This window comes from Niabella pedocola (genome assembly GCF_021044425.1).
GTDB classification, from domain to species: domain Bacteria; phylum Bacteroidota; class Bacteroidia; order Chitinophagales; family Chitinophagaceae; genus Niabella; species Niabella pedocola.
In genome coordinates, this window is the sequence record NZ_JAJNEC010000007.1 from 331851 (window position 1) to 353523 (window position 21673).

Genomic DNA, 21673 nt, shown 5'->3' on the forward strand with positions numbered 1-21673 from the left:
ATTACTTTATCGTTTAAGCAACCATTCAAAGTTGCAAAATTTTATTTAATTCACCATTATTTTTGGGAATAACGCTTTACCCGTAAGCTGGCCTGCCGTTTATGTCCTGCAAAACCTTCCAGTTCACAAAGGCGTTCGGCATACATGCCGATGGTGGTGCTGGCTTCCGGGGTGCAACGCTGATAGGTACAGGTTTTTAAAAACTTCCCCACCCATAGCCCGCCGGTATACCGGGCCGCCTTCATGGTAGGCAGGGTATGATTGGTACCGATAACCTTGTCACCATACGCCACATTGGTTTCGGGACCCAGGAATAACGCACCGTAATTGGTCATATGTTCCAGGAAATAGAAAGGATCTGCGGTAAGCACTTCTACATGTTCATAGGCGAGTTTGTCGGCTTCAACCACGGCTTCCTCCATATCCTTTACCAGTATGATGGAGCCATAGTCCTTCCATGCCGCTCCGGCCAGATCCGCAGTGGAAAGCGTTTTCAGCTGCTCTTCGATTGCGGCAATGGTTTCCCGGGCCAGTTCTTCAGAAGTGGTGATCAGGGCCGCCGGGGAGGTAGGGCCATGCTCCGCCTGTCCCAGGAGATCACAGGCCACCATCTCTGCATCCGCCGTTTCATCCGCAATCACCAACACTTCCGTAGGACCTGCCAGCAGATCGATCCCCACCCTTCCGAAAAGCTGCCGTTTTGCTTCTGCCACATAGGCGTTGCCGGGGCCTACAATCATGTCTACTGCGGGGATAGAACCGGTGCCTATGGCCATTGCACAAAGTGCCTGTACCCCTCCCAATATATAAATTTCATCTGCGCCGGCAAAATGCATGGCACAAACCGTTGCCTCCGGTATTTTTCCCTGTATAGGTGGCGTGCAGGCGATCACCCTTTGTACACCCGCCACCTTTGCGGTAAGCACACTCATATGTGCCGAGGCCACCATCGGATACCGGCCTCCAGGAATATAACAACCCACACTGTTTACGGGAATGTTCTTATGCCCTAAAAACACACCCGGAAGGGTTTCCACTTCCAGGTCCAGCATGGTGTTCCGCTGTTGCTGTGCAAAAAAACGGATCTGCTGCTGCGCAAAAAGGATATCGTCCTTTACCTGCTGCGGTGTGCGGTCTACAATGGCTTGTATCTGGTCAGCTGAAAGCCGGAAGGATGCCGGTGTCCACTGATCCAGCCGTTCTGCATATGCACGTACGGCCTCATCCCCGCCGGATTCAATACTCCGGATCATCGCTTCCACGGTTCCTTTTACGTTTGAATGCTCCTGCTGCAATTCGGTTACAGCCTTCCCCTGTTTGATAAAGCGTGCCATAATTATTTTTTCTTTTTGAGTTCTTTATTTGATCCTGTTGTTATTAAAGTCATTACTCATTTGCCCCAAAGGCGGGTATCATTTCCCTTGCTTTTCCGCCACTCATTCCGCCAGCGATGGATATCGGTGGGCCCGATCAGCGGCATCGGCCGGCGTACTGCGGCATCCGGTATGGATGGTATCCGGGCGGCTGTATCCTGGTACCAGTAAGCCACACTGGCCAGGTCCAGCGTCAATACATTATTACTTCCATGTTCGATGGAGAACCGCAACGACCGGTCGAAGTAAACCGGGTCGGCGATATGGAAGCGGTAGATATGGGTGCGCCCCAGGAACCCGATATCATCATTCACCTTTGCGTACCCGAAATAAGGGGATGCGTACGGCTGTTTGGGCGCACCCCAGGAAGTATTAAAATAATCTTCGGTACCGGTACCATTCATCGTGGGCAAGGTATCGCCATCTATAAACCACATATCATCACCCTCACCGTACCAGTAAGGCGTGGGTGCCTGCACATAATAATTAACGCCTACAAAATGCCCCTTCCCCTTGATATCTGCAATCACATAGTTTTCTTTGCCATTCTTATTGGGCGGGTTGCCGCCAAACATCCAGTGTTCATTTTCCACGCTATCCACCGGCATTGTCAGCTGTTTATTATACCAGGCATGAAACCGGCCCGTTTGCGGAGGTAAGGTTTTCATCTCCTGGTAATCGATGTAAAAATACAGTGCATTGATAGTGCCGCCCGTCTGGTTTTCAATTTCTATGCGGGCGCCTTTTGCAAAAGGCATGGCAAAATAACTGACCAGTCCGTTTCCGTTTGTAGGTGTAGCTGCCAGGGCTGCTGATGTAAACAGGTATGCATCGTTCCATCCCTGCCCGAAGAACGGCCCAACCGGCGATGCTACAGACGGATAGGCATTGCCATCCCAGTACATCCTCAGGATCACATCATTCCGGCTCAGTACATTTGGCTCCGGCGAAAGCGTCATCCAGATATGATCGATGATCCCCGCGCCCGCCACGTTAAAGATCGTGCGTTTTTCGCCTGGCTTAATATTCTTCAGGTTATCATGATTATCTCCGGACGGGTCGTAACTGCTGACCCGTTTTGTTTTTACGCCCTGTTTTATTTCAGTAAGTCCCATCAGGTCCTGCGCAGCCAGGTGCAGCGTACCTGTGAGTAATAGCACCAGCATCCATTTTGCTTTTATAGATGTCATTGTTTTTTTATAATCTATGCGTTATTTGATCTTGCAAAGGACAGCGTCGCAAACGAAAAATATTTTCAGTTAATAAAGCCCTCAGGCAGATCCTGAAACAGGAACAGATCCCGGAACAAGTCTGGGATGACATACTGCCAATGACAGATTGTATTGTTATTGAAAACCAATTATACTTTCGTCATGCTGAGCACATCCCGCGACGGCGGGAGGAGTCGAAGCATCTCTGTGATACCGGACTGCCCGATAATGAAGAGACCTTTCGGCTTCGCTCAAGGTGACGAATGAATATTTTGTCATCGCCTCACAGATTTCGCTATGCAAATGAAATACCCAGCATGACAAAGTATGATCGTTCCTTAATTGCAGCACGCAAACATCAACGTTCGTTGCCCCATAATTTCGGGTCATTGTTCCTGCTTTTACGCCATTCATTGCGCCAGCGGTGAATATCCCCAATATCAATCATCGGCATTGGCTGTCTTGCCTCTTTTGAAGGAATGGCGGGAACCGCATGTGCCTCGGGCTGATACCAGTAGGCCACGCTGGCCAGATCGAGTGTCAACACATTGTTATGTCCGTGTTCAATCGAAAAACGGAATGCCGTATTAAAATAGAAGGGATCGGTGATATTGAACCGGTACAGGTGTGTTCTGCCCAGCCAGCCAATATCATTGTTCACCCGTGCATAACCGTAATAGGGATGTGAAAAAACAGACTTGGGACACCAGGCGGTATTAAAATAATCTTCCGTACCCGTTCCCTTAAGAATACTTCCCTTTTCACCGTCGATCTCGATCCGGTCATTGCCTTCACCATACCACATCGGCGTGGGTGCATGCACATAATAGTTCACCCCTACAAAATGGCCCTTGCCCTTGATATCGGCAATCAGGTAATTGTCCTTGCCTGTTGTGTTATTTCCCGGCTTTCCAAAAATGGCCCATTCATTTTCGCCTTCGGTTTTGGAAGTTTCGGTCAACTGCTTATTGTACCAGGCATGAAACCGACCTGCCTTTGCGGGCAGCCGGTCCATTTCCACATAATCCACATAATAGTAAAAATGACTGATCTCTTTTCCGGCCTGGTTCTCAATCTCGATACGGGCCCCTTTTGCAAAGGGCATTGAAAAATAACAAACCATCCCCTTCCCGTTTACCGGGCTGGCAGACAATGGCAGGGCTGTATAGGTATAGGATTCATTCCATCCCTGTCCGAAGAAAGGCCCGATGGGCGCGATCACGGAAGGCGATGAATTTCCGTCCCAATACATTTTCAGGATCACATCATTACGGCTCAAAGCCTCCGGCCCCGGTGCCATCGTAATCCAGATATGGTTGATCATACCGGCGCCCTTTACATCAAAAATGGTTCTTGTTTCCTTATCACCGATGCGTATAAAATCATTACCGGCCCCGGCCGTATCATAACTGCTTACGCGCTTTGAAATCACCCCGTCCTGCATCATCGAAAGCGCAGCGAGGTCATTGGCTGTTGTTTGGCCGCAAACAGTGCCGGCCATACCTATTCCAATGATTAATACAATTGCAATTCTTTTCATTATTCAGGTTTTTTCATCATCTGATCAATAACGGCCGTACCGGTGGTACGCATGCCGGAGTTTTTTGTAACATCCCAAAAGCTTTGCTGCTGCAGGATCTCGGCCTGTGTGGTCACAATCCAGCTCTGGATCCAGCCCGTAAGCGTGCACCAGGCGCCCCAGCCCGCATCTGAATTGGAGGCCCAGTATTCCCATTTACCATAGTCAAAAGCCCTAAACCAGGCACCATCCAGATCCTTATGCCTGCTGCTTTGCACCTGTATACGAGTCAAAAAATCTGATAGCTTTTTCACCGACTGCATGTATCCTTTGTTGCCCGTTGCCAGTGCCGCTTCGTGCAAACTGAACACCGCGAAATTATTCGTGTACAGCATGCAGGATATTTTTTGCCCGTTCTGTGAAATCAGCGAACCTTCATCCGAACCGTAATCATTGTTTGACTTCAGTTCCCGGAACATCCCCTTTCCTTTTCCCAGTTCCTCCCGGATGGCGCCGCTTCCATCCTGGTATTTCAGCATCTCCCGCACCATCTCATCCAGCCAGCGCCGGTGCAGCGGCGTATCCTCCACACGCACCAGCCAGGCCAGGGGCAAAATGAGCCGGGCGCGCTGGGTTTGCAGGCTGCTGCCCCATTTCCATTTATCGGGGTAGTCTTTCATGGTAATGGCAATGGCTTCCTTTGTACGTTGCAGCAACGGCGCATAGTGTGTTTTATCATACAACCACAAATAAAGGGCCCACATCCAGGACTCAAAATGCGGCGAAGGATGTTCCAGATTGCGGTTATAATAATACGGCCATCCGTTTTTGATGATGTCATTTTCTTCCAGCCGTTCGCCCCGGAAGCCCTGTTTACCGGTGGTTCTGAAATTCGCCATGATGGCTTCCGCCAGCTCCTTATCCCACTGATCCGTTTTCAGATATCCCGCCGCTCCCAGTGCGCCCAGTATGGCACGGGCATTATCATCTCCGTAAAAGGTGCCGGCATTGGTGGTTGCCCAGCCGATAAGCCCGTAAGCCGGACTGGCCGGATCGTTCTTGGGACCGGCCCGCAGGTTGGAGGTTTTGAAAAGGAAATCAATAATATTTGTTGCTCTTGCTTTATAGTCCCCATTGTTCAGTAACTGCCCGGCTGCCGCCAGTGCCATACTGGCTTCTCCCTGCACATCGGCGCGCATCCAGTACCGGTATTGCTGACTGCCGTCGTAATAGATGGTGGACGTGTGCCCTTCAATGATTCCCAGTGATCCGTCGCCATTGGGCTTATCCTGCGGTACCGGCGGGCCTACCGGCTTCAGCCCGTCCACACCACCATATTTCATCCAGTCTGCCTTCCAGCTGGGATGTACATAGAAGCGGCCGTTCGCAAACCATTCCACTCCTTTTTGCACACTGTTCCGCAAGGCACCGGCAGGCAGCGGTGCATTCCGGTCATACATCGGCCGTACATCCTGCGGCCAGTGGTTAATGGCAACCGTAGCATTGCCGGTAAGCTGTTCTATAATATACGACAAAACAGTTTTAACCGGTTGTGCCGGGCCATAGCGACCGGTTTTGAAATTACTCAGGGCGGTGGTGCTGATGAGTACACCGTTCTTCCGGAATAACAACGGATAGGTTTTCGTGCTGTCGAGACCCAGTTCTGCTTTATCCACCCCTACTACTTTGGCCAGCACCAGCAAGGGATCGGCCGCACTAACCGGCCATACATAACAGTTATGAATCCCCAGCAATGCCAGGCGTGGCAGCCGGGCACCAAACAAACCGGTGGTAACCACACCCCGCTCCAAATGCGTTTCCAGAGGTTGCGATGGTATATCCAGTCCGGGATAAGCAGAGGGATATTCCACATATAGCCGCAGTTTCCGGGAAGCTGCAGTTTTTAAGAGTGCTTCGCTGATGCGGTTCTTTGCATCCGGCGCCGGGTACCGGTCTGCCGTGATAAAAACCCCTGACCCGGCAGGAGCCGCTTCAATTGCAGCCGCCGGACTGTTGTAGCGCTTTACCATATAGCCCTGTGCCTTCAGCAACAGGTACAGATCATTTTTTTCACCTCCGTAATAGGAAATGCTTTTTTTCAGAGACTGGGCCGATGCTGTAACAGTGATACACCATACAAGAAGAAGGCTTATTATTTTATATCGCCAAAACATATACTTATGATTTTATCAGGTGCGTATTCAGTTTATAAAATTGTTGCTGCAGCAGGTCGATCGCAGCCGCTTTTATGCGTCCGGCGGCATCTTTTTCCAGGAAGGACCATTTTCCGGGACCTGTTTCATAGCCTCCTTCTTCAAATGCATGGCTTGTTGGTACGTACCCGATATTATTCTCGGAAAACCCTGCAATGATGGTATGTTCAAAGGGGGACGCCTGCTCAATCTCCAGGGCCGTTTCTACAAAAATTTCACCGGGTAAAAACAGGATGGCCAGGGAATTAAAATGCAACAGGCTGATCCGTGCCAGTGCATCCAGCGGATTGGTGATACCGGATCCGCCCCTGACCGCAAAAGGAATGGCGCTGCGTTGAAAAGAAAATGCGGTATCCGCCATTTGCAACGGCTCCTGCATTGCTATCAGTTCCGCCATCGCCACGCCATGTGCTTCTGCATAAGCGGCCCCCATGGATACCGTAGGCGGGTTGATATCACCGGCGGCTCCGTTCAGGAACAATGCCGTACCGTTCTGATCCGATTGTTCCAGTGCACTGCATAGTTCTCCCGGAAAATCGGCAGATACCAGCGGGATACACATTTCGTGTACCGGGTGGCAAACTGCCTGTACCACTGTTGCGATGCCTTGCCGGTCGTTACCAGTGAACCGGACCGCCTTAACCCGCCGGTCTACCGGTTCGCCGTTCATCAGCTCCTCGGATACAGGCTGCAGCGAATCGGAGATCACCATGCCTTCGGGCAAACGGATCCGCCGTTGCAACGAATATCCTTCCAGCACGGCTGTTGCTACCGACAGTGTGCAGGGCTGAAGCCGGTCCACCGCCGTATGAATCGCAGCCCGGATATCCTGCTGCATCTTTTTTAGCCAGTTAATAAATGCCGGTGTTTGATAAAGCCCTGTAAGACCGCCCGACTCCGGAGCACTGTGGGTATGGGTACAGCAGATCACAATATTTGCGGCCGGGACTGCACCGGCCATTTCCGCCTTAAAATGTTCCCATCCCCCAACCGAAGTATCGGTAAGTGACAACAGATCCAGCGACACTACTGCCAGTTTTTCTTTTCCGGATTGCAAGACCAGCACCCGCGCTTTCAATGGTGTACGTATCGATTCAAAGGAAGCATATTCCGCCTTTACAGATGAAGTAAGTAACCCTACTTCCAGCGGTGGTGTAATATCGGTTACTGCGGCGCCCGCATATAGTTCAGACTGACTCATAGTGTTCCTTTTATCCAGTTGTAGGCCTGCAGCCAGAAGTCATTATAGCTTTCCCACAACTCAAAATTGATGCCCCAATGCGGTGCAGGATCCGACATATACGTAAACACGCGGCCCTGGCCGTATGCGCCGGCCACTACCAACGGATGCCCGGTTTCTTTTACGCGTACGATCACCTCCTCCTCGTTTTTAACCGTAACTTCATTATAACCGAATATCGGTGGAAACTTGTCCCATGCCAATCCTTTTACAATCGGATGATCGGGCTTTACCACTTCCGCGGTAAACCCGGCTGATGATTCCACCAGGTCTTCGATCAGCAGGCAATTCACCGGAAGTGCCTCCTGCAACGTACTCCTTCCCCAACCAGACCGGCTTTGCACGCCACTGAATGACAACCATCCGCCCAGCATCATCATGCCGCCACCACCATGGATCCATTCTTTAATGGACTCAATACGGTCAGGGAATGTAACGATCTTATGCTCGCGGCGTGCCCTGTCGAAAAAGCTGGGATACAGGTGAAAGCATTTTGCCTCCACATCACTAATGATCAGCGCTTCGGATTGTTGCAGGTATTCCTCCAGTTTGCCCGGTTCCAGCCGGTATAGTTCCCAGTTGGATAAAGGCGTTACATCTGCCTGCTGTTCCAGCGCTTCCGTCAAACGCTCCCCATAAAAATGCAGATCGGCATCCTTGGTTTCCGTACCAAAAGGTGTTTCAATAAATGTGGGCCCTACGTGAAATACCCAATCACCCAGATACAGCACATGCTCTTCTTTTGTTCGTACTACTTGTTTTGCTCTCATAACTTTTATATATGTTTTATGAATCCGATATGGATCGTTTTAAGATTGTTCGTGATAAGGGACCGCATCGGCTTTACGATCACCCGTGCTTATTTCCAGTTCCTTAAGGTAGTCGGAAGCCATTTTGCGAAAGCCTATAAAAAGCACGATGGCTGCCAGCAGCGTAAGAAGACTGGTACCATACCGCGCAAACCAGGCATGGGTAAGACCGAGTATGAATAATGAAACAGATACGGTTCCAATGATGGCGATAAAGATCCCTTTCAGGATGGGACGCAGCGGCCGGTAAGCACCGGGCTGCCCATTATTGCGGAAGGGCTTCCAAAAACCCAGTGGTCGCGCGCGCTTATAAAAATCCTGTAACAGTGGCTGCGGATCGGGCTTGGTAAGCAATGCCACAACGATCCAGAGCAGCGTGGTAAGTCCCATCACCAGCAGGGTTTGCCAGTACCAGGCAATCACCAGCCGCTCAGCGCCAGCCACCCCCAGGTACATGAGTAAGCGGGGCCCCAGTACTACCAAACAAAATATGGCTGCTCCGCCAAAAGATGCAGCAATCCTTGCCGGGCCGTTAAACCGCCACCACCACCATTGCGCCCAGTTGGCCGGCAGTTCAGCCGCACTTAAAGACAACATAAAAATGGCCACATCCGTAATGATGAGTACGTTGTACACCACCGCAATAGAAACAGCAAGTATAACGAGCATAGAGATCTTGCCAATAAACAGGTAATGCTTTTCAGAGCGGTCAGGAACAAACCATCGGCGGTAAATGTCACTAACCAGTATCTGGCTGCCAAAGTTGAGGTTATCGCCCACGGTAGACATGGTAGCCGCCAGCATTGCCGCCACCATCAGCCCCATGGCACCGGGTGGCAGCAACATCTTCATCAGCCTGCCATATACCAGCTCCCTGTCGGCCCCTGTTTGCCGCAGCTCCGGCCACAACACAGCCGCACTGATACTGGGCAAGGTTACCAGCAATAATAATACAAACATGGAGATTGCCGCCACTACGTACATCGTCAATGCCTCCGATGGCGTGCGCGTGGAAAGAATGCGCTGTCCTTCCATAGCACCACCCATCGGTGCGGCATCCCCGCCATAGCCAATGCTTTGCCCGATGAGCCAGCCAAAGGCCGCAGCCAGCGGAAATACCTCCTGTTTTTCAGGCGGTATGCTTCCCAGTATTTCTGCACTGTGCGGACCAAAGGCGTGTTCGATCGCCTGCACCATGGCGGTGGCTCCGCCAAAATGTTGCAAGGTGAGGAACAACAACAGCAGGGTACCCGCCAGGAAGATCAGCATCTGGATAAAATTGGAGATCACCACACCTTTGTACCCCGATGAAAATACAAACAACAGGGATACGGGCACTACCAGGCAAAGCGTTTCAAACTTGGTAAGATCAAAGGCCGGTCCCATTATTTTATAAGCGGCCAGCAAGGTGATACCCGTCCAGGCGGGCATTGCAATCAGCGACGTACGCAGGGCGATCCACAACCGCATGATACCGGCGGCCCTTTTGGGAAACCGAAGATCATAAAACTCGAGGGATGTAAACAGGTTGAGCCGTCTCCAGAAAAAAGCAAAGAGCACACCACCCAGGAACAATGCCAACCCAAAACGGCTCAAATACCACCAGCAGATAAACCCGCCCGTAGCCACGGCCAACCCGCCATAGCCGGTGGCCGCGTCGGGACTCACCAGCGCCGCTGTATACGAAACACCATTGAGCCAACCAGGGATCTTCCTGCCGCCCAGGAAAAAATTATCCATGCTCTTGTTGGCAAAGCGCCGGTGCCAGAGACCAATCCCCAGCATCAGCAGCAGGTACCCGATCACAATCCAAATATCCAGATGATTCCAAATCCTCATTTTAATATACTTTATTACAGGAAAGATACACTATTGCCAACCGGGGTTTTGCTTCAGGCTTTTATTCAGTACCAGCTCATTGGAAGGTAATGGCTGCAGGTAATCGCGGTTGGGATTGAACTGCCAGCCATTAGCAGCGGGGGTATTTTTCAACGGGAATATGTACCCGTTATCAGAAACCGGGATATTGTTTAAAGGCGGATCAAACGGCTTGCCTGCAAACTGCTGGTATCTGGCGCCGTATAACGGGCGTTTGATGAGGTGTGCCGCTCTCCAGCGCATCAGGTCATCAAAGCGGTATCCTTCCAGCGCCAGCTCTACTCTCCGTTCGCGCCTTACTTCATTCAGCAGAGGCGTAATATTGGTAAATTCCCATTGGGGATCTGTAAAGCCCACTCCTACGGTTAAATGCGGAAGCTGTACGCGGTCTCTTAATACATTAATGGTTTTATCCAGTACCTCCTGGCTGCCTTCACCCAGTTCTGTTTTGGCCTCTGCGTAATTCAGCAACACTTCCGCATACCGGAAGATAATACTGGCGGTAACGCTTCCGGTTCCATCCGCATCATCGGGTGCAATCCCTTTAAAGATCTCAAAACCGGTGGTGCAGCGACCGTCGCCCAGCAGGTTGATATCCGGAAGCAGGAACCGACCCGTTGTATCTCCGTTGGCAATGATGCGGGGATAGCCCGGCAGTAATAGGGTTTGGGCCAGCCTCGGATCCCGCTGGCGCACCTGCTGCTCGATGGTTTGATCGCCCTGATAGCGGGTACTGATGGATATGGGTTTACCATCCGTACATAAATATGCATCTACCAGTGGTTTTGATAATCCCGTATTTCCCCCGCCATAAGCCATCATGTTCTGTCCGAAATGAGTAAGGCCAAGTGCTTTATCAAATTTCTTCCACAGGATCATCTCTGTGTTGTTAGAAAGATCCTTCTGGTTAAAGAGACGCCAGTACCCGAACTGCGGATCTTCATTAATAGCAGTAATGCTGTAATACCCTGCGTTCATCAGTGTTAATGCGGCGTCCGCAGCCTTTCTGAAATAGTTGTTATAGTTGGCTCCGCTTACGCCAAAGCTGGTACCATCGTGGTATTTCTCCCAGGCTCCTTCATACAGGGCTACCCGTGATTGAAAGGCCAGTGCCGCGCCACGGTTGATCCGCAATGGTTCTGCCTTCCCGGGAGCTGCCAGCAATTGTACTGCTTTATCGAGATCCTTCAGAATAGAGTCGGCGATGATATTTCGCTTCAGCCGGGGTGCCTGCAGGGCCTCCATATCGGCCGTGGTCAACGGCTGGTTGTACCAGGGAAGATCTCCGAACTGCTTCAGCATACTAAAATAGAACCAGGCGCGCCAGAAATACATTTCGCCTACATAGGTATTGGTTTGCGCCGGATCATCGGCCGATTTATAATAATTGGCCAGGAAATAATTGACCGCCCGGATATTCCCCCAATCCCAGCCGCCACCTGAAGGCGGCACGGTACCGGTACCGGATAACTGCGCACTGTAATTGTAGTTACCATGTACCAGGTTATCGGAAGCATTATCCAGCCAGAAGATGCCACCGGTATAGGCATTGGGAAACCATCCCGGAAATGCCGGGTAAAACTGGTTGGAATACAATTTCATTTCAGTGGCCGTAAAACTCAGTTCGGTATCCGGTATCTGGTCCAGCGGCGGTTTGTCCAGTATCTTACTGCAGGAACTCCACAGCAGTATGCCGGCAATAACCCCGTAATAAAAACGCCTGTGCATATTCATGATTCCTGTGTTTTAGAATTTAAAAATTGATATTTGCCCCCAGCGAATAGGTCTTTAGTAAGGGGTAGATCTTCCCGGTTCCCCATCCACCGTTCACTACTTCCGGATCATAATTTTTGTTGATGCGCGAAAACGTAAGGATATTCTCCCCGCTGAAGTACAACCGCACCCGTCCCATTCCCTTAAGCCGGAGGAGCTGTGAAAAATCATATCCCAATTGTACATTTTTCAAGCGCATATACGCACCGCTTTGCAGGTAACGGGTTTGCACCTGGTGGTTCTTGGCGGCTTCAGAAGACGTATAGGGCCTGGGCCAGTAAGCACCGGTTCGCTCCGGCGTCCAGTAATCCAATGTAGTTGCATAAATATTATTACCGAAGTTGGGAACAAAGCCCCAGAAAAGACTTCCGGAATTATTACCAGGCGCACCGCCCAGCCAAAGATCGCGTTTGCCTACGCCCTGCAGGAACAGCGACAGATCAAACTGCTTCCAGTTAGCACCAAGGTTTACACTATAACTATAACGCGGTGTATTGTTACCAATCACCTTCAGGTCACCATGTTTATCCAGCGTATTATCGCCGATATCAATCTTATGATCCCCGTTCAGATCTGTATACAGCACATCACCTTTATTCCACTGGCCAAACAGGTACGATTGGTTGGGCATGTTGGCCAGGTCCTGTTCGGTTTGAAGGATGCCGGCGGTTTCATAGCCCCATAGATCACCCACTACCGCGCCGGGATAGTAACCAGACAGCAGTTTACTGGGATTATAATAGTTAACGATACGGGATCGATAATCCGACAGCAGCACGTCGATATTATAGGCCAATTCCTCACCGATCCGGTCCTTCCATCCCAGCGTGAGGTCAAATCCGCGTGTGCGCATATCCGCATTATTCTGATAGGGAACAGCCGCGCCCAATGTAGCGGGCAATACCGATGCAGGCCCCAGCATATTTAAGGTGGTACGGGTGTACATGCTAAAATTCAGGGTAAGGCGGTTCTTAAGAAACGCCGCATCCAGTCCTACATCAAGTGTGCGCGAAGTTTCCCAGGTAAGATCCGGACTGATCAATCCGGGAGGGTTGATAAAACCCGGTCGCTCGCCGTTTAAAATATATCCCAGGTTGGTACCAATAGGAATGAGTGCGAGGTATTGATAATTGGGTACATTCTGGTTACCCAGCGAACCATAGCCGGCGCGGATCTTGAATTCATTGATCACGTCCTTAAGATGGCCCCAGTATTTTTCACGGGCAAGATTATATCCTGCAGAAACAGAAGGAAAAAATCCAAAGCGGTGCCCTTCACTGAATCTTGAAGATCCATCGTAACGGCCGTTCAGTTCAATCATGTAGGTTTCGCGGTAATCATAATTGAGTCTTCCGAAGGTACCCATTGTTGCATACTGACCCAGCAGGTCAAATGCATTCTGTATACCGGTTGCAGTTCTGATGGAAGGGATCTTATCCGTGATCAGATCCGAACGGCTGCCGCTGACGTCAAACCCTCTGAACGTTTCGATTTGGGTACCGGCAAGGATCTTAAAATGATGTGCTCCGAAATTTTTAAACCAGGAAGAATACAGGTTGAGCGTATTGTAATTATCCGCCACACCTCCTTCTGCTACTGAATTTACGGAAGGCCCGATATTGTACCGGGTGCCATCCACATTCCAGGAATACACATAAGCGCTATGCTCCTGATATTGGGTAGCCTGGTTGTTATACGAATAATCCAGGTTGATCTTCCAGTTCTTTACCGGTTCGGCTTCAATGGAACCCGTTAACGAAAGGTCATTGAGGTAGCGGGTATCGCGGCCGCCACTGGTAAGGAACTCCACATTTGACGCCGTACTGAATTGCCCGTCAGGGTTCCGCAATGCCCAGTTGGGCCATCGTGTGGATGCCATATGGATCCAGTTGCCCAGCTGATTGGCATAAGGATGCGGCAGATCGGTATACCGCCGGGAGAACCGTGTGATCAATCCCAGCCGCAGCCATTTCGTAGGCTCGGTACGGATATTGCCCGTTACATTATACCGTTTAAATTTTTCATCGGCATAGCGCAATTGTCCGCCCTGATCATAATACCCTACCCCAATATAATAGGTTGTATGATCCGATCCGCCGCTGATGTTCAGGTCGTGCTTATGGCTTAGGGACCAGGGTTTGAAGTACTCCCGGTACCAGTCCACATTGTCTGTATTCAGCGGAGATGCATACGTATACCGGTTGGGGTTGGCCGGGTCCGGCGTACTTACGGGCCAGGTGCCCGGCCGGTTGATATTATCCTGTATCTTTTTAATGATCTCATCGGAGAAGAGGATCCCCTGCCCGCTGTTTACCGAAGCATCATTTAATGCATAAGCAAACTGCAGGGAATTGGCCAGCCTGGGCAGGCGGGTGTAGCTACTCTGTGCCACCATGGAATTAATGCCCACATTAACCTTCTCTCCTTTTTTACCCCGTTTGGTGGTAACGAGTATCACTCCGTAAGGAGCCCGTGCCCCGTAGATCGCAGAGGAGGCCGCATCTTTCAATACGGAAACGGATTCTATATCCTGCGCATTGATATCGTTGATATCCGCCACCGGAATACCATCCACAACAAACAACGGTCCGCCGCCGGATAACGAAGTATTGCCACGGATATTGAACGAGGCATTGGTGCCGGGTCCGCCCGGATCACCCGTGGTGGTTACATTGAGGTTGGCCACTTTTCCCTGCAGGGCTTGGCCCAGGTTGGCAATGGGACGATTCTGAAGTTCCTTCCCGCTGATCTGCGACACGGCACCGGTGAGGTTGATTTTCTTTTGTGTGCCAAATCCCACCACTACCACATCATTCAATTGCTGGCCTTCCGTATCGGGTGCCAGGCGGATATTGCGAACCTTATCATCCGTTGCCGGCAGCACCCGGCTTTGGTACCCCAGGTAAGAAACCACCAGCGAATCGGTAATACCCGTTACATCAATGGAAAACCGGCCGTCTGCACCGGTGGCAACCGTACGCCTGCCACTCTTCGAAGCAACGGTTGCTCCGGACAATGGCTCGTCCTTTTCATTTGTAACCATTCCCGTTAAGGAAACACCACCGTCCTGACCTGCAACATTAAAAAATGCAACCAGCCCCGCACACAGTAACAGCATCCGGTACCGGGAAGTGATTCGTTTAATAGTACATTGCATGCGCATTTATTTTTATTCAATCATTAAGGGTTCTGATACCGGGTAGCCAAACAGCAATTTTTACAATCCCTGTATCCGTTCGGCCACGGGCGGCAGCGGCGGCAGTTTACTTTCAGGGCGGTCCAGGTAGAAATATGCCGTGGCGGAATAATGATCTACCCGGTAAAAATTTGTCCACTCGTCCTTCGGAAACCGCTCGTCAAATAGATCCGGATACTGCTGTTCCTCAAAAATTTTGATGAGGCGTTCCGAAGTCATTACCGTTACCGGCCGGGCACGGCCGCCAGCTTTAATGATGGCCCGGATGGAATCTCTTCCGCCACCGCCCATTTGCTGGATGGTGACCTTACAGCTACTGTTAAAAAAAACCGGGTCGGGAATATGATACCGGTAAAATGAAAAACGGCCCTTTACCTTATCCACGATGGGAGCACCCTGGTATAGATTGGCGAAAGGACCCAGGTTCCAGGCAGAGCCGATATAATCCTCCGTTCCCGTTCCCGCCAGCGTGGGATATTGCTGATCGCCATCCAGGTATATTTTCACCTCTCCTTCACCAAACCAGGTACTGCCATATACTTTGTCTGTTATAATGCCGATATTGGTACCCAGGAAGCGGCCCTTTCCCTGTATCTGCGGAAGAATGGCAAAATCGTCCCCGAGCGTTGCGCCTTTGTTGGTGCTCCAGTAGGCATGAAAATACCCGGCTTGCAAAACCGGCTGTTTCAGCGCGGAAAAATTGACATCGTAAAAAAGCAACTGGTTCACCTTCGACTCGTTGATGAATACGATCTTCGCATGTTTTTTAAACGGCATCGGGATATAACAATTAAACGACCGTCCTTCCGGGTCTGAAAAAGCAGCACTCTGAAAGGCGGTTTTCAAACCAAGGCTGATCCCGAAGAAATCGCCCAAGGGTGCAGACACGGCGGGGGTTGAAGCGTTATCCCAATACATCTCGATGCGGATGGAACGCAGCGCCGCCGGGCTCCGGTCGATGACCGTCATCCAGATCCGGTGAATAATACCTGCGCCGGAATAATCCATCAGCACTTTGCTTGCTCCCGGCTTAATCCACTCGGAGGAATGCCCTTTCGCACCCTTGTTTTCTTTTGCGGCTCCGCCTTTTTCGCCGCGGATATTTTCAAAGCTGATCCACCGCGATTCGGTGCCCGCAGCCTGTAGCTCATATAACGGCTGCGCCTGCACGGATCCGCTATGCCCCAATAACCACCATAATAAAGCAACCTTAAACAATGCCTTACCAAGATTGCTGAAATTGTTACAATACATGCTCATAAATATGCTTATTCATTACCAAAGAGGATTCTGTACCAGGTTGGGGTTTTTATCAATATCCCGCTGCTGTATCGGCCACAGATAATGCTTTTTATCAAAAATCCGTTTTTCAATCACCGTACGTTTATAAAAAGCATCACTGGCAATCGTATAAGGCACGATGGGACTTTCGCTTGTTAACCCGTTTACATTTAAGCCGTATATATTCCGGTTATCCGTAACCTCCGCAATCTTCCAGCGATGGCAATCAAAATAGCGGTGGGTTTCAAATGCCAGCTCTATACGCCGCTCGTGCCGGATGGCTTCCCGCATGGCGTCTTTTGAAAGACCGGCTGTAAGCCCCGGCAACCCGGCACGCTCCCGTATCAGGTTCACATATTTGTATACATCGGCAATGGGCCCCTGTGCTTCATTTAATGCCTCTGCATAGTTGAGGTATTGCTCGCCCAGCCGGAAGAAGATCCAGGTGCGCTTGGGATCCGACTTTGGCGACATCACAAATGCCGGGTGGGTCAGTTTTTTAAGCAGGTATCCTGTTTTGCTGTAAAAATCGGTGCTTACGTTTGTGCGCCCATCCAGCCCCAGCTTCCAGAATTGCAGGGGTGTTTTGCGCAGCTGCGGCGTTCCTGTTTTATATTTTGCACCGGTAAAACTAATGGTGGCATAAAAGCGGGGCTCACGGTTCACATACATCGTGCGGGTGCCGGCATAATAATAATCCGTTTCTGTGGCAGCCTGTGCATTTTCGGTATACCCCGACAGCGGATCAATAATGGGCGTCATGTCTGCATTATAGCCGGTGATGGGCCGGATGCCGTTGGCCATTTCATAATCATCTACCAGGTCCTGTGTGGGCGATTGCAGCGGCCAGTTGGCACCCGTCATGCCCCGTGGTTCACTGTAGGCATCAATATTCTGATAGTCCGGATCATTACAGGTAAAAAACACCTCATTGTTGAAGTTCATATAGAACAGCTCCTGATAATTTTTTACCGGGTTATTATCCGCAGCGCGGTACAGGCTATAGCCCGCAGCGGTTGCGTCATCAATACATTGTTTTGCTGCATTAGCCGCTACCTGCCAGCGACCACCGTCAAAATCGGGAAACAGGCGGGCGCCTTCCTTATCTTTAAAGCTGGCATAATCCGGGTTGCCATTCCACAACGGGCTGGCCATATACAACAGCGTACGGGCTTTAAGCGCCAGTGCTGCAGCTTTGGAAGGACGTCCGTAATCACTTGTAGAGCTTACCTTGGGTTCCAGTAATCCGGCCGCTTTATCACATTCCGATACAATAAAATTCACGCACTGATCGATGGGTTGTCTTTTTACCGTAGTAAAATCCTCATTCAGGTTATAGGTGCGATCGATAATCGGTACAGGACCATACACGCGGATCAGCAGGAAATGATAAAAGGCCCGCAGAAAAACAGCCTCCCCTTTCCAGCGGTTGATCTTTGTTGCCGGTGCCAGGTCGGAGGGCGCCAGTTTTTCAATATTTTCCAGGAACAGGTTGGCCTTCCGGATGGCATAATAACAATTCGACCAAAAATCCAATGTATAGGTTACAGGGTTCCAGTTTCCCAGATTCATATTGGTGGCAAAATTGCCTTCGTAACTCATCTCCATATCATCTGAAGCGCCATTGAAGGGATTATTGGGCAATCCCGATCCCGGGTTGTCTACCATACGCAGTTCCTGCGGCAGTTGCGAGTAAATATTGGTAAGGAACTGTTCGGTGAACCCCGAATTGGTAAAGATCTGATCCAGTGTAAGGTCGCCGTCCGGAGTTTTATCCAGGTATCCTTTTTTACAGCCACACAGGAAGGCAAACACCAGCAAGACGGTTATTAATTGTATGCACTTTTTCATAATGATTTTTTTTTTCGTTAAAACCTGACTTCCAGGCCAAAATTGAAATTGCGGCTGATGGGATAACTTCCCGTTCCAAAATCCGATTCGGGATCAATGGCCTTGATATGATCCCAGGTAGCCAGGTTGGTGCCCTGTACAAAAAGCCGGGCGCCATTCAGTTTCCAGCGTTTCATCAATGCATCGGGAAAATTATAGCCGATCTCTGCGTTCTTGATCCGCAGGTAATCGCCGCTGCGCAGGTATACCGTAGAACCTACATAGTTGTTTTTACTTAATGACCGTACGGCCGGAAATTTTGCTTCGCTGTTATCCGCACCGGGTATCCAACGCTGGTCGTAGACCATCTGCATCACATTATACATACTCTCGCCGGAAGCAAAAGGCATGGCCGTCCATTGCTGTGTAAAAAAGAAGTCGCGCCGGGCCGCCCCCGTAAAGAAAATAGAGGCATCAAATCCTTTGTAGGATAATACGATCCCAAGGCCATACATCATCTGCGGCTCAGACCCGTATTTGCCGATCACGGTCATGTCTGCATTGTCGATCTTATTATCGCCGTTGATGTCTTTGTATTTTACATCGCCCGGGCGGATCACCGACTGGAAATAGGTTTGGCTCGGACTGTTTGCGATATCGGCATCATCTTTAAAAAAGCCTTCGGCGATATATCCCAGGTTTGAACCGATGGGGTAACCGCGCAGATCCTGCCAGGGGTATTGCAGTTTGGGGTAGTCATTTTCAATGATCCTGTTTTTTGCAAATGTGAGGTTGCCGTTCACGGAATAATAAAAGCCGCCCTTGGTTGTATTCCGGAACTGGAAACTTCCGTCGATCCCTTTGTTTTCTGTAATGCCCACGTTCCCGAAAGGAATAATAAAATCGGGATATCCTGCATAGATCGGGATGATCCGCCGGCTGAGCAACTGATCTTCCCGCCGTTCGCGGAATACATCCGTTGTAAGCGTAATCATGCCCTGCAAAAGCTCCAGGTCCATGCCGATATTGGATTTATAAGCATGCTCCCAGGTCACATCCGGGTTGCCGATAAAGTTTTCCCGCTTACCGCCGGGGTTAATGTTCTGATCCTGGCCAAACACATAGCCGGGTGCATTTTTATCAAACCGGGTCTGGAACAGGAACCGGCCGCCACCGATGCGGTCGTTACCCACCAATCCGTAAGAACCTCTGAATTTTAAAAGATTGATGAACCCGGAATTCCAGAACTTTTCATTGGACACGATCCAGCCCGGTCCTATAGACGGGAAAAGACCATACCGTTTTCCTTTCGGGAACTGCTCAGAGCCCGTATATCCCGCATTTACTTCCAGCAGGTAGCGGGTATCATAGTTATAGGTAATCCGCCCAATCAGGCCCTGCCGGCGTTCCGGGATATTATCAATGGAGTTGCCGGCATTAACATTGTTATATTGCCGTCTGTTTGCTCCGAGCAAAGCGGTGATATTATGTTTTCCGAAACTGCGTACATAATCCAGCCGCAATTCTTCATACACGGTACGGTAATTTTCATTGAGGTTATACAATCCCAGCGCCGTTTCTGTAACAATGGGCGTATAGCTTTCCTTGCCCGTGATGGGATCTTTTTTATAATAAAAGGTAGCCGGGTCTTTTGAGCGTACATTCTGGGTAATGTCCACCACATCAAATGCAGCCAGGCCGTTTAATGACAGGCCCCGCACCAGGCCACCCATATCCCAGCGCACATTCAGGTTACTGGTAATGGTATTATAAAACTGCGTGGTGTAACCGGTTTGTGTAACCAGTGTATAGGGATTGATCCGCGAGTCGCCGGAAGCACCGGGATTGGATCCGTCCGGGTTATTCACCGGGTACATCAATGGGTTCGTGAGCTTGAGGACATCAAAAATGGTAGATCGTGCCCTGCCGGGGAAATTGGCAGCCTTTGAGATCCCTGCCAGTCCCAGGTCTACGGTCAGCCGTTTGTTCAGCTTTACATCCACCCGCGAACGGAAGTTATACTGGCGCATCATCGCGTTGGTCTTATATTCTACTTTGGGATCCTCTACATACATCCCCTGCTGCAGGGTGTAGCCCAGGTTTACATAATACCGCACGATTTCGGTTCCGCCGGTAATGCCCAGGTTGTTAATACTCTGCATGGTATTTTTCCGGAAGATGGTCCGGTACCAGTCCACATCCGGGTAGAGATACGGGTCTGAATGATCTTTAAATTTTTGCAATTCGGTAGCGGAATACTTCGGCGCTTCCCCCACGTTGGCCCTGGATTCATTTACCAGGGATGCATACTCGTAGGCATTGATATTGTCCTCGATCCGCTGCGGGGTTGCTACCGCCGTTTCCGTACGGAAGATCACCCGCGGCCGTCCGATCACGCCCTTCTTGGTTACGATCAGGATCACACCGTTGGCGCCCCTGTTACCATATACCGCGGTTGCGGAAGCGTCTTTCAGCACGGAGAAACTCTCAATATCCTGGATGTTCATATTGGTCCAGTAATCGTTCAGCTCCCGCTCCACCCCGTCTACGATGATCAATGGCTTGTTCACACCACTTTGTGAAACCAGTCCGCGTATATAGATCTTCGCCGCATCATAGCCTGGTTCTCCTGAAGTTTGCCGGGTTAACACACCGGCCAGTTTACCGCCGATGGCATTGGTAAGCTGCGGGGTAGAATACTTCTGGATCTCGGCAACGCTCACCGTTGAAACCGCGCCCACCATGGTGGTTTTCTTTTGCGACCCGTAGCCCACCACCTGGACTTCATTCATTTTCTGTCCTTCCAGGTCCTGCGCCAGCTGGATCACAAGCGTTGGGCGTTTATCCAGCAGCAGCGCCTGTTCCAGGTAGCCCACAGAGGTTACCACCAGGGAGTCGCCGCTCCGCGCTTCAATAATAAATTTTCCATCCAGGTTCGTAACCGCACTGCGGGGTGTTCCCTTGATCTGCACCGAAGCATTGGGCACGGGGTTCTTATTTTCGTCCTGTACCAGGCCGTTCAGTACATAAGATGGCACCGTGTCCTGTATGAAGAGAAAGGATGGCGATCTGCCGGGGCGGCCGGCGGCAGCAGCATGCGCACTGTTCAGCATCAGACTGAACAAAAAAATGGTTAAACAGCGTTTGGTAATCCGCCGTGCGGGTGCATCCGGGGCCGGAATCTTTTTTGCGGCCGGGATGCAGCAAAGCAGCGAAATTGTTATTCTTTTCATATTTGAGGCAATTTTTTTTATGGTTGATTGGCAGCCTTTTCCTGGCAACAAAAAGCCCCTGCATCGTCCCGCACGGGTCAATGGCTGCGTCATCTATTTTGAATACGTATTCAAAAT

General features: G+C 50.5%; 12 protein-coding genes. All 12 read right to left on the minus strand.

Features of this window, described 5'->3' with window-relative positions; genetic code table 11:
• Positions 1-56 precede the first annotated feature (56 nt).
• A complete protein-coding gene (gene hisD / locus LQ567_RS22395) occupies positions 57-1334 on the minus strand; it encodes a histidinol dehydrogenase (protein ID WP_231008077.1) in 1278 nt (425 codons plus the stop codon).
• A gap of 56 nt (positions 1335-1390) precedes the next feature.
• Positions 1391-2563 (minus strand): glycoside hydrolase family 172 protein, encoded by a 1173-nt coding sequence (locus LQ567_RS22400; RefSeq protein WP_231008079.1) that lies wholly within the window; start codon positions 2561-2563, stop codon positions 1391-1393.
• 379 nt (positions 2564-2942) lie between these two features.
• A complete protein-coding gene (locus LQ567_RS22405) occupies positions 2943-4124 on the minus strand; it encodes a glycoside hydrolase family 172 protein (RefSeq protein ID WP_231008081.1) in 1182 nt (393 codons plus the stop codon).
• On the minus strand, positions 4124-6277 hold the full coding sequence (locus LQ567_RS22410; RefSeq protein WP_231008082.1) for a hypothetical protein: 2154 nt from the start codon (positions 6275-6277) through the stop codon (positions 4124-4126). Before LQ567_RS22410 ends, LQ567_RS22405 begins: the two co-directional genes overlap by 1 nt.
• Positions 6278-6281: 4 nt before the next feature.
• Positions 6282-7517, minus strand: a complete 1236-nt coding sequence (locus LQ567_RS22415) for a hypothetical protein (RefSeq protein ID WP_231008083.1) — start codon at positions 7515-7517, stop codon at positions 6282-6284.
• Entirely contained in the window at positions 7514-8326 is an 813-nt protein-coding gene (locus tag LQ567_RS22420) for a glutamine amidotransferase (protein ID WP_231008084.1), read from the minus strand. Before LQ567_RS22420 ends, LQ567_RS22415 begins: the two co-directional genes overlap by 4 nt.
• Before the next feature lie 39 nt (positions 8327-8365).
• Positions 8366-10204, minus strand: a complete 1839-nt coding sequence (locus LQ567_RS22425; RefSeq protein ID WP_231008085.1) for a sodium:solute symporter family transporter — start codon at positions 10202-10204, stop codon at positions 8366-8368.
• A gap of 30 nt (positions 10205-10234) precedes the next feature.
• Complete coding sequence (locus LQ567_RS22430; protein WP_231008086.1) at positions 10235-11977, minus strand: RagB/SusD family nutrient uptake outer membrane protein; 1743 nt, start codon at positions 11975-11977, stop codon at positions 10235-10237.
• 19 nt (positions 11978-11996) lie between these two features.
• The gene (locus tag LQ567_RS22435; protein ID WP_231008087.1) at positions 11997-15173 is read right to left on the minus strand and encodes a SusC/RagA family TonB-linked outer membrane protein; all 3177 of its coding nucleotides are present in this window, start codon (positions 15171-15173) and stop codon (positions 11997-11999) included.
• Between the two features lie 60 nt (positions 15174-15233).
• Positions 15234-16472: a glycoside hydrolase family 172 protein gene (locus LQ567_RS22440; protein ID WP_231008088.1), complete on the minus strand. Its 1239-nt coding sequence runs from the start codon at positions 16470-16472 to the stop codon at positions 15234-15236.
• 15 nt (positions 16473-16487) lie between these two features.
• Entirely contained in the window at positions 16488-18344 is a 1857-nt protein-coding gene (locus LQ567_RS22445) for a RagB/SusD family nutrient uptake outer membrane protein (protein WP_231008090.1), read from the minus strand.
• 17 nt (positions 18345-18361) lie between these two features.
• Positions 18362-21556 (minus strand): SusC/RagA family TonB-linked outer membrane protein, encoded by a 3195-nt coding sequence (locus LQ567_RS22450; protein WP_231008091.1) that lies wholly within the window; start codon positions 21554-21556, stop codon positions 18362-18364.
• Positions 21557-21673: the final 117 nt, after the last annotated feature.

Bases quoted from the DNA above. Each gene is read 5' to 3' on its own strand.
- LQ567_RS22400 (WP_231008079.1), bottom strand. From the start codon at position 2,563: ATGACATCTATAAAAGCAAAATGGATGCTGGTGCTATTACTCACAGGT.
- LQ567_RS22445 (WP_231008090.1), bottom strand. From the start codon at position 18,344: ATGAAAAAGTGCATACAATTAATAACCGTCTTGCTGGTGTTTGCCTTC.
- LQ567_RS22440 (WP_231008088.1), bottom strand. From the start codon at position 16,472: ATGAGCATGTATTGTAACAATTTCAGCAATCTTGGTAAGGCATTGTTT.
- LQ567_RS22405 (WP_231008081.1), bottom strand. From the start codon at position 4,124: ATGAAAAGAATTGCAATTGTATTAATCATTGGAATAGGTATGGCCGGC.
- hisD (WP_231008077.1), bottom strand. From the start codon at position 1,334: ATGGCACGCTTTATCAAACAGGGGAAGGCTGTAACCGAATTGCAGCAG.
- LQ567_RS22425 (WP_231008085.1), bottom strand. From the start codon at position 10,204: ATGAGGATTTGGAATCATCTGGATATTTGGATTGTGATCGGGTACCTG.
- LQ567_RS22450 (WP_231008091.1), bottom strand. From the start codon at position 21,556: ATGAAAAGAATAACAATTTCGCTGCTTTGCTGCATCCCGGCCGCAAAA.
- LQ567_RS22435 (WP_231008087.1), bottom strand. From the start codon at position 15,173: ATGCAATGTACTATTAAACGAATCACTTCCCGGTACCGGATGCTGTTA.
- LQ567_RS22430 (WP_231008086.1), bottom strand. From the start codon at position 11,977: ATGAATATGCACAGGCGTTTTTATTACGGGGTTATTGCCGGCATACTG.
- LQ567_RS22415 (WP_231008083.1), bottom strand. From the start codon at position 7,517: ATGAGTCAGTCTGAACTATATGCGGGCGCCGCAGTAACCGATATTACA.
- LQ567_RS22420 (WP_231008084.1), bottom strand. From the start codon at position 8,326: ATGAGAGCAAAACAAGTAGTACGAACAAAAGAAGAGCATGTGCTGTAT.
- LQ567_RS22410 (WP_231008082.1), bottom strand. From the start codon at position 6,277: ATGTTTTGGCGATATAAAATAATAAGCCTTCTTCTTGTATGGTGTATC.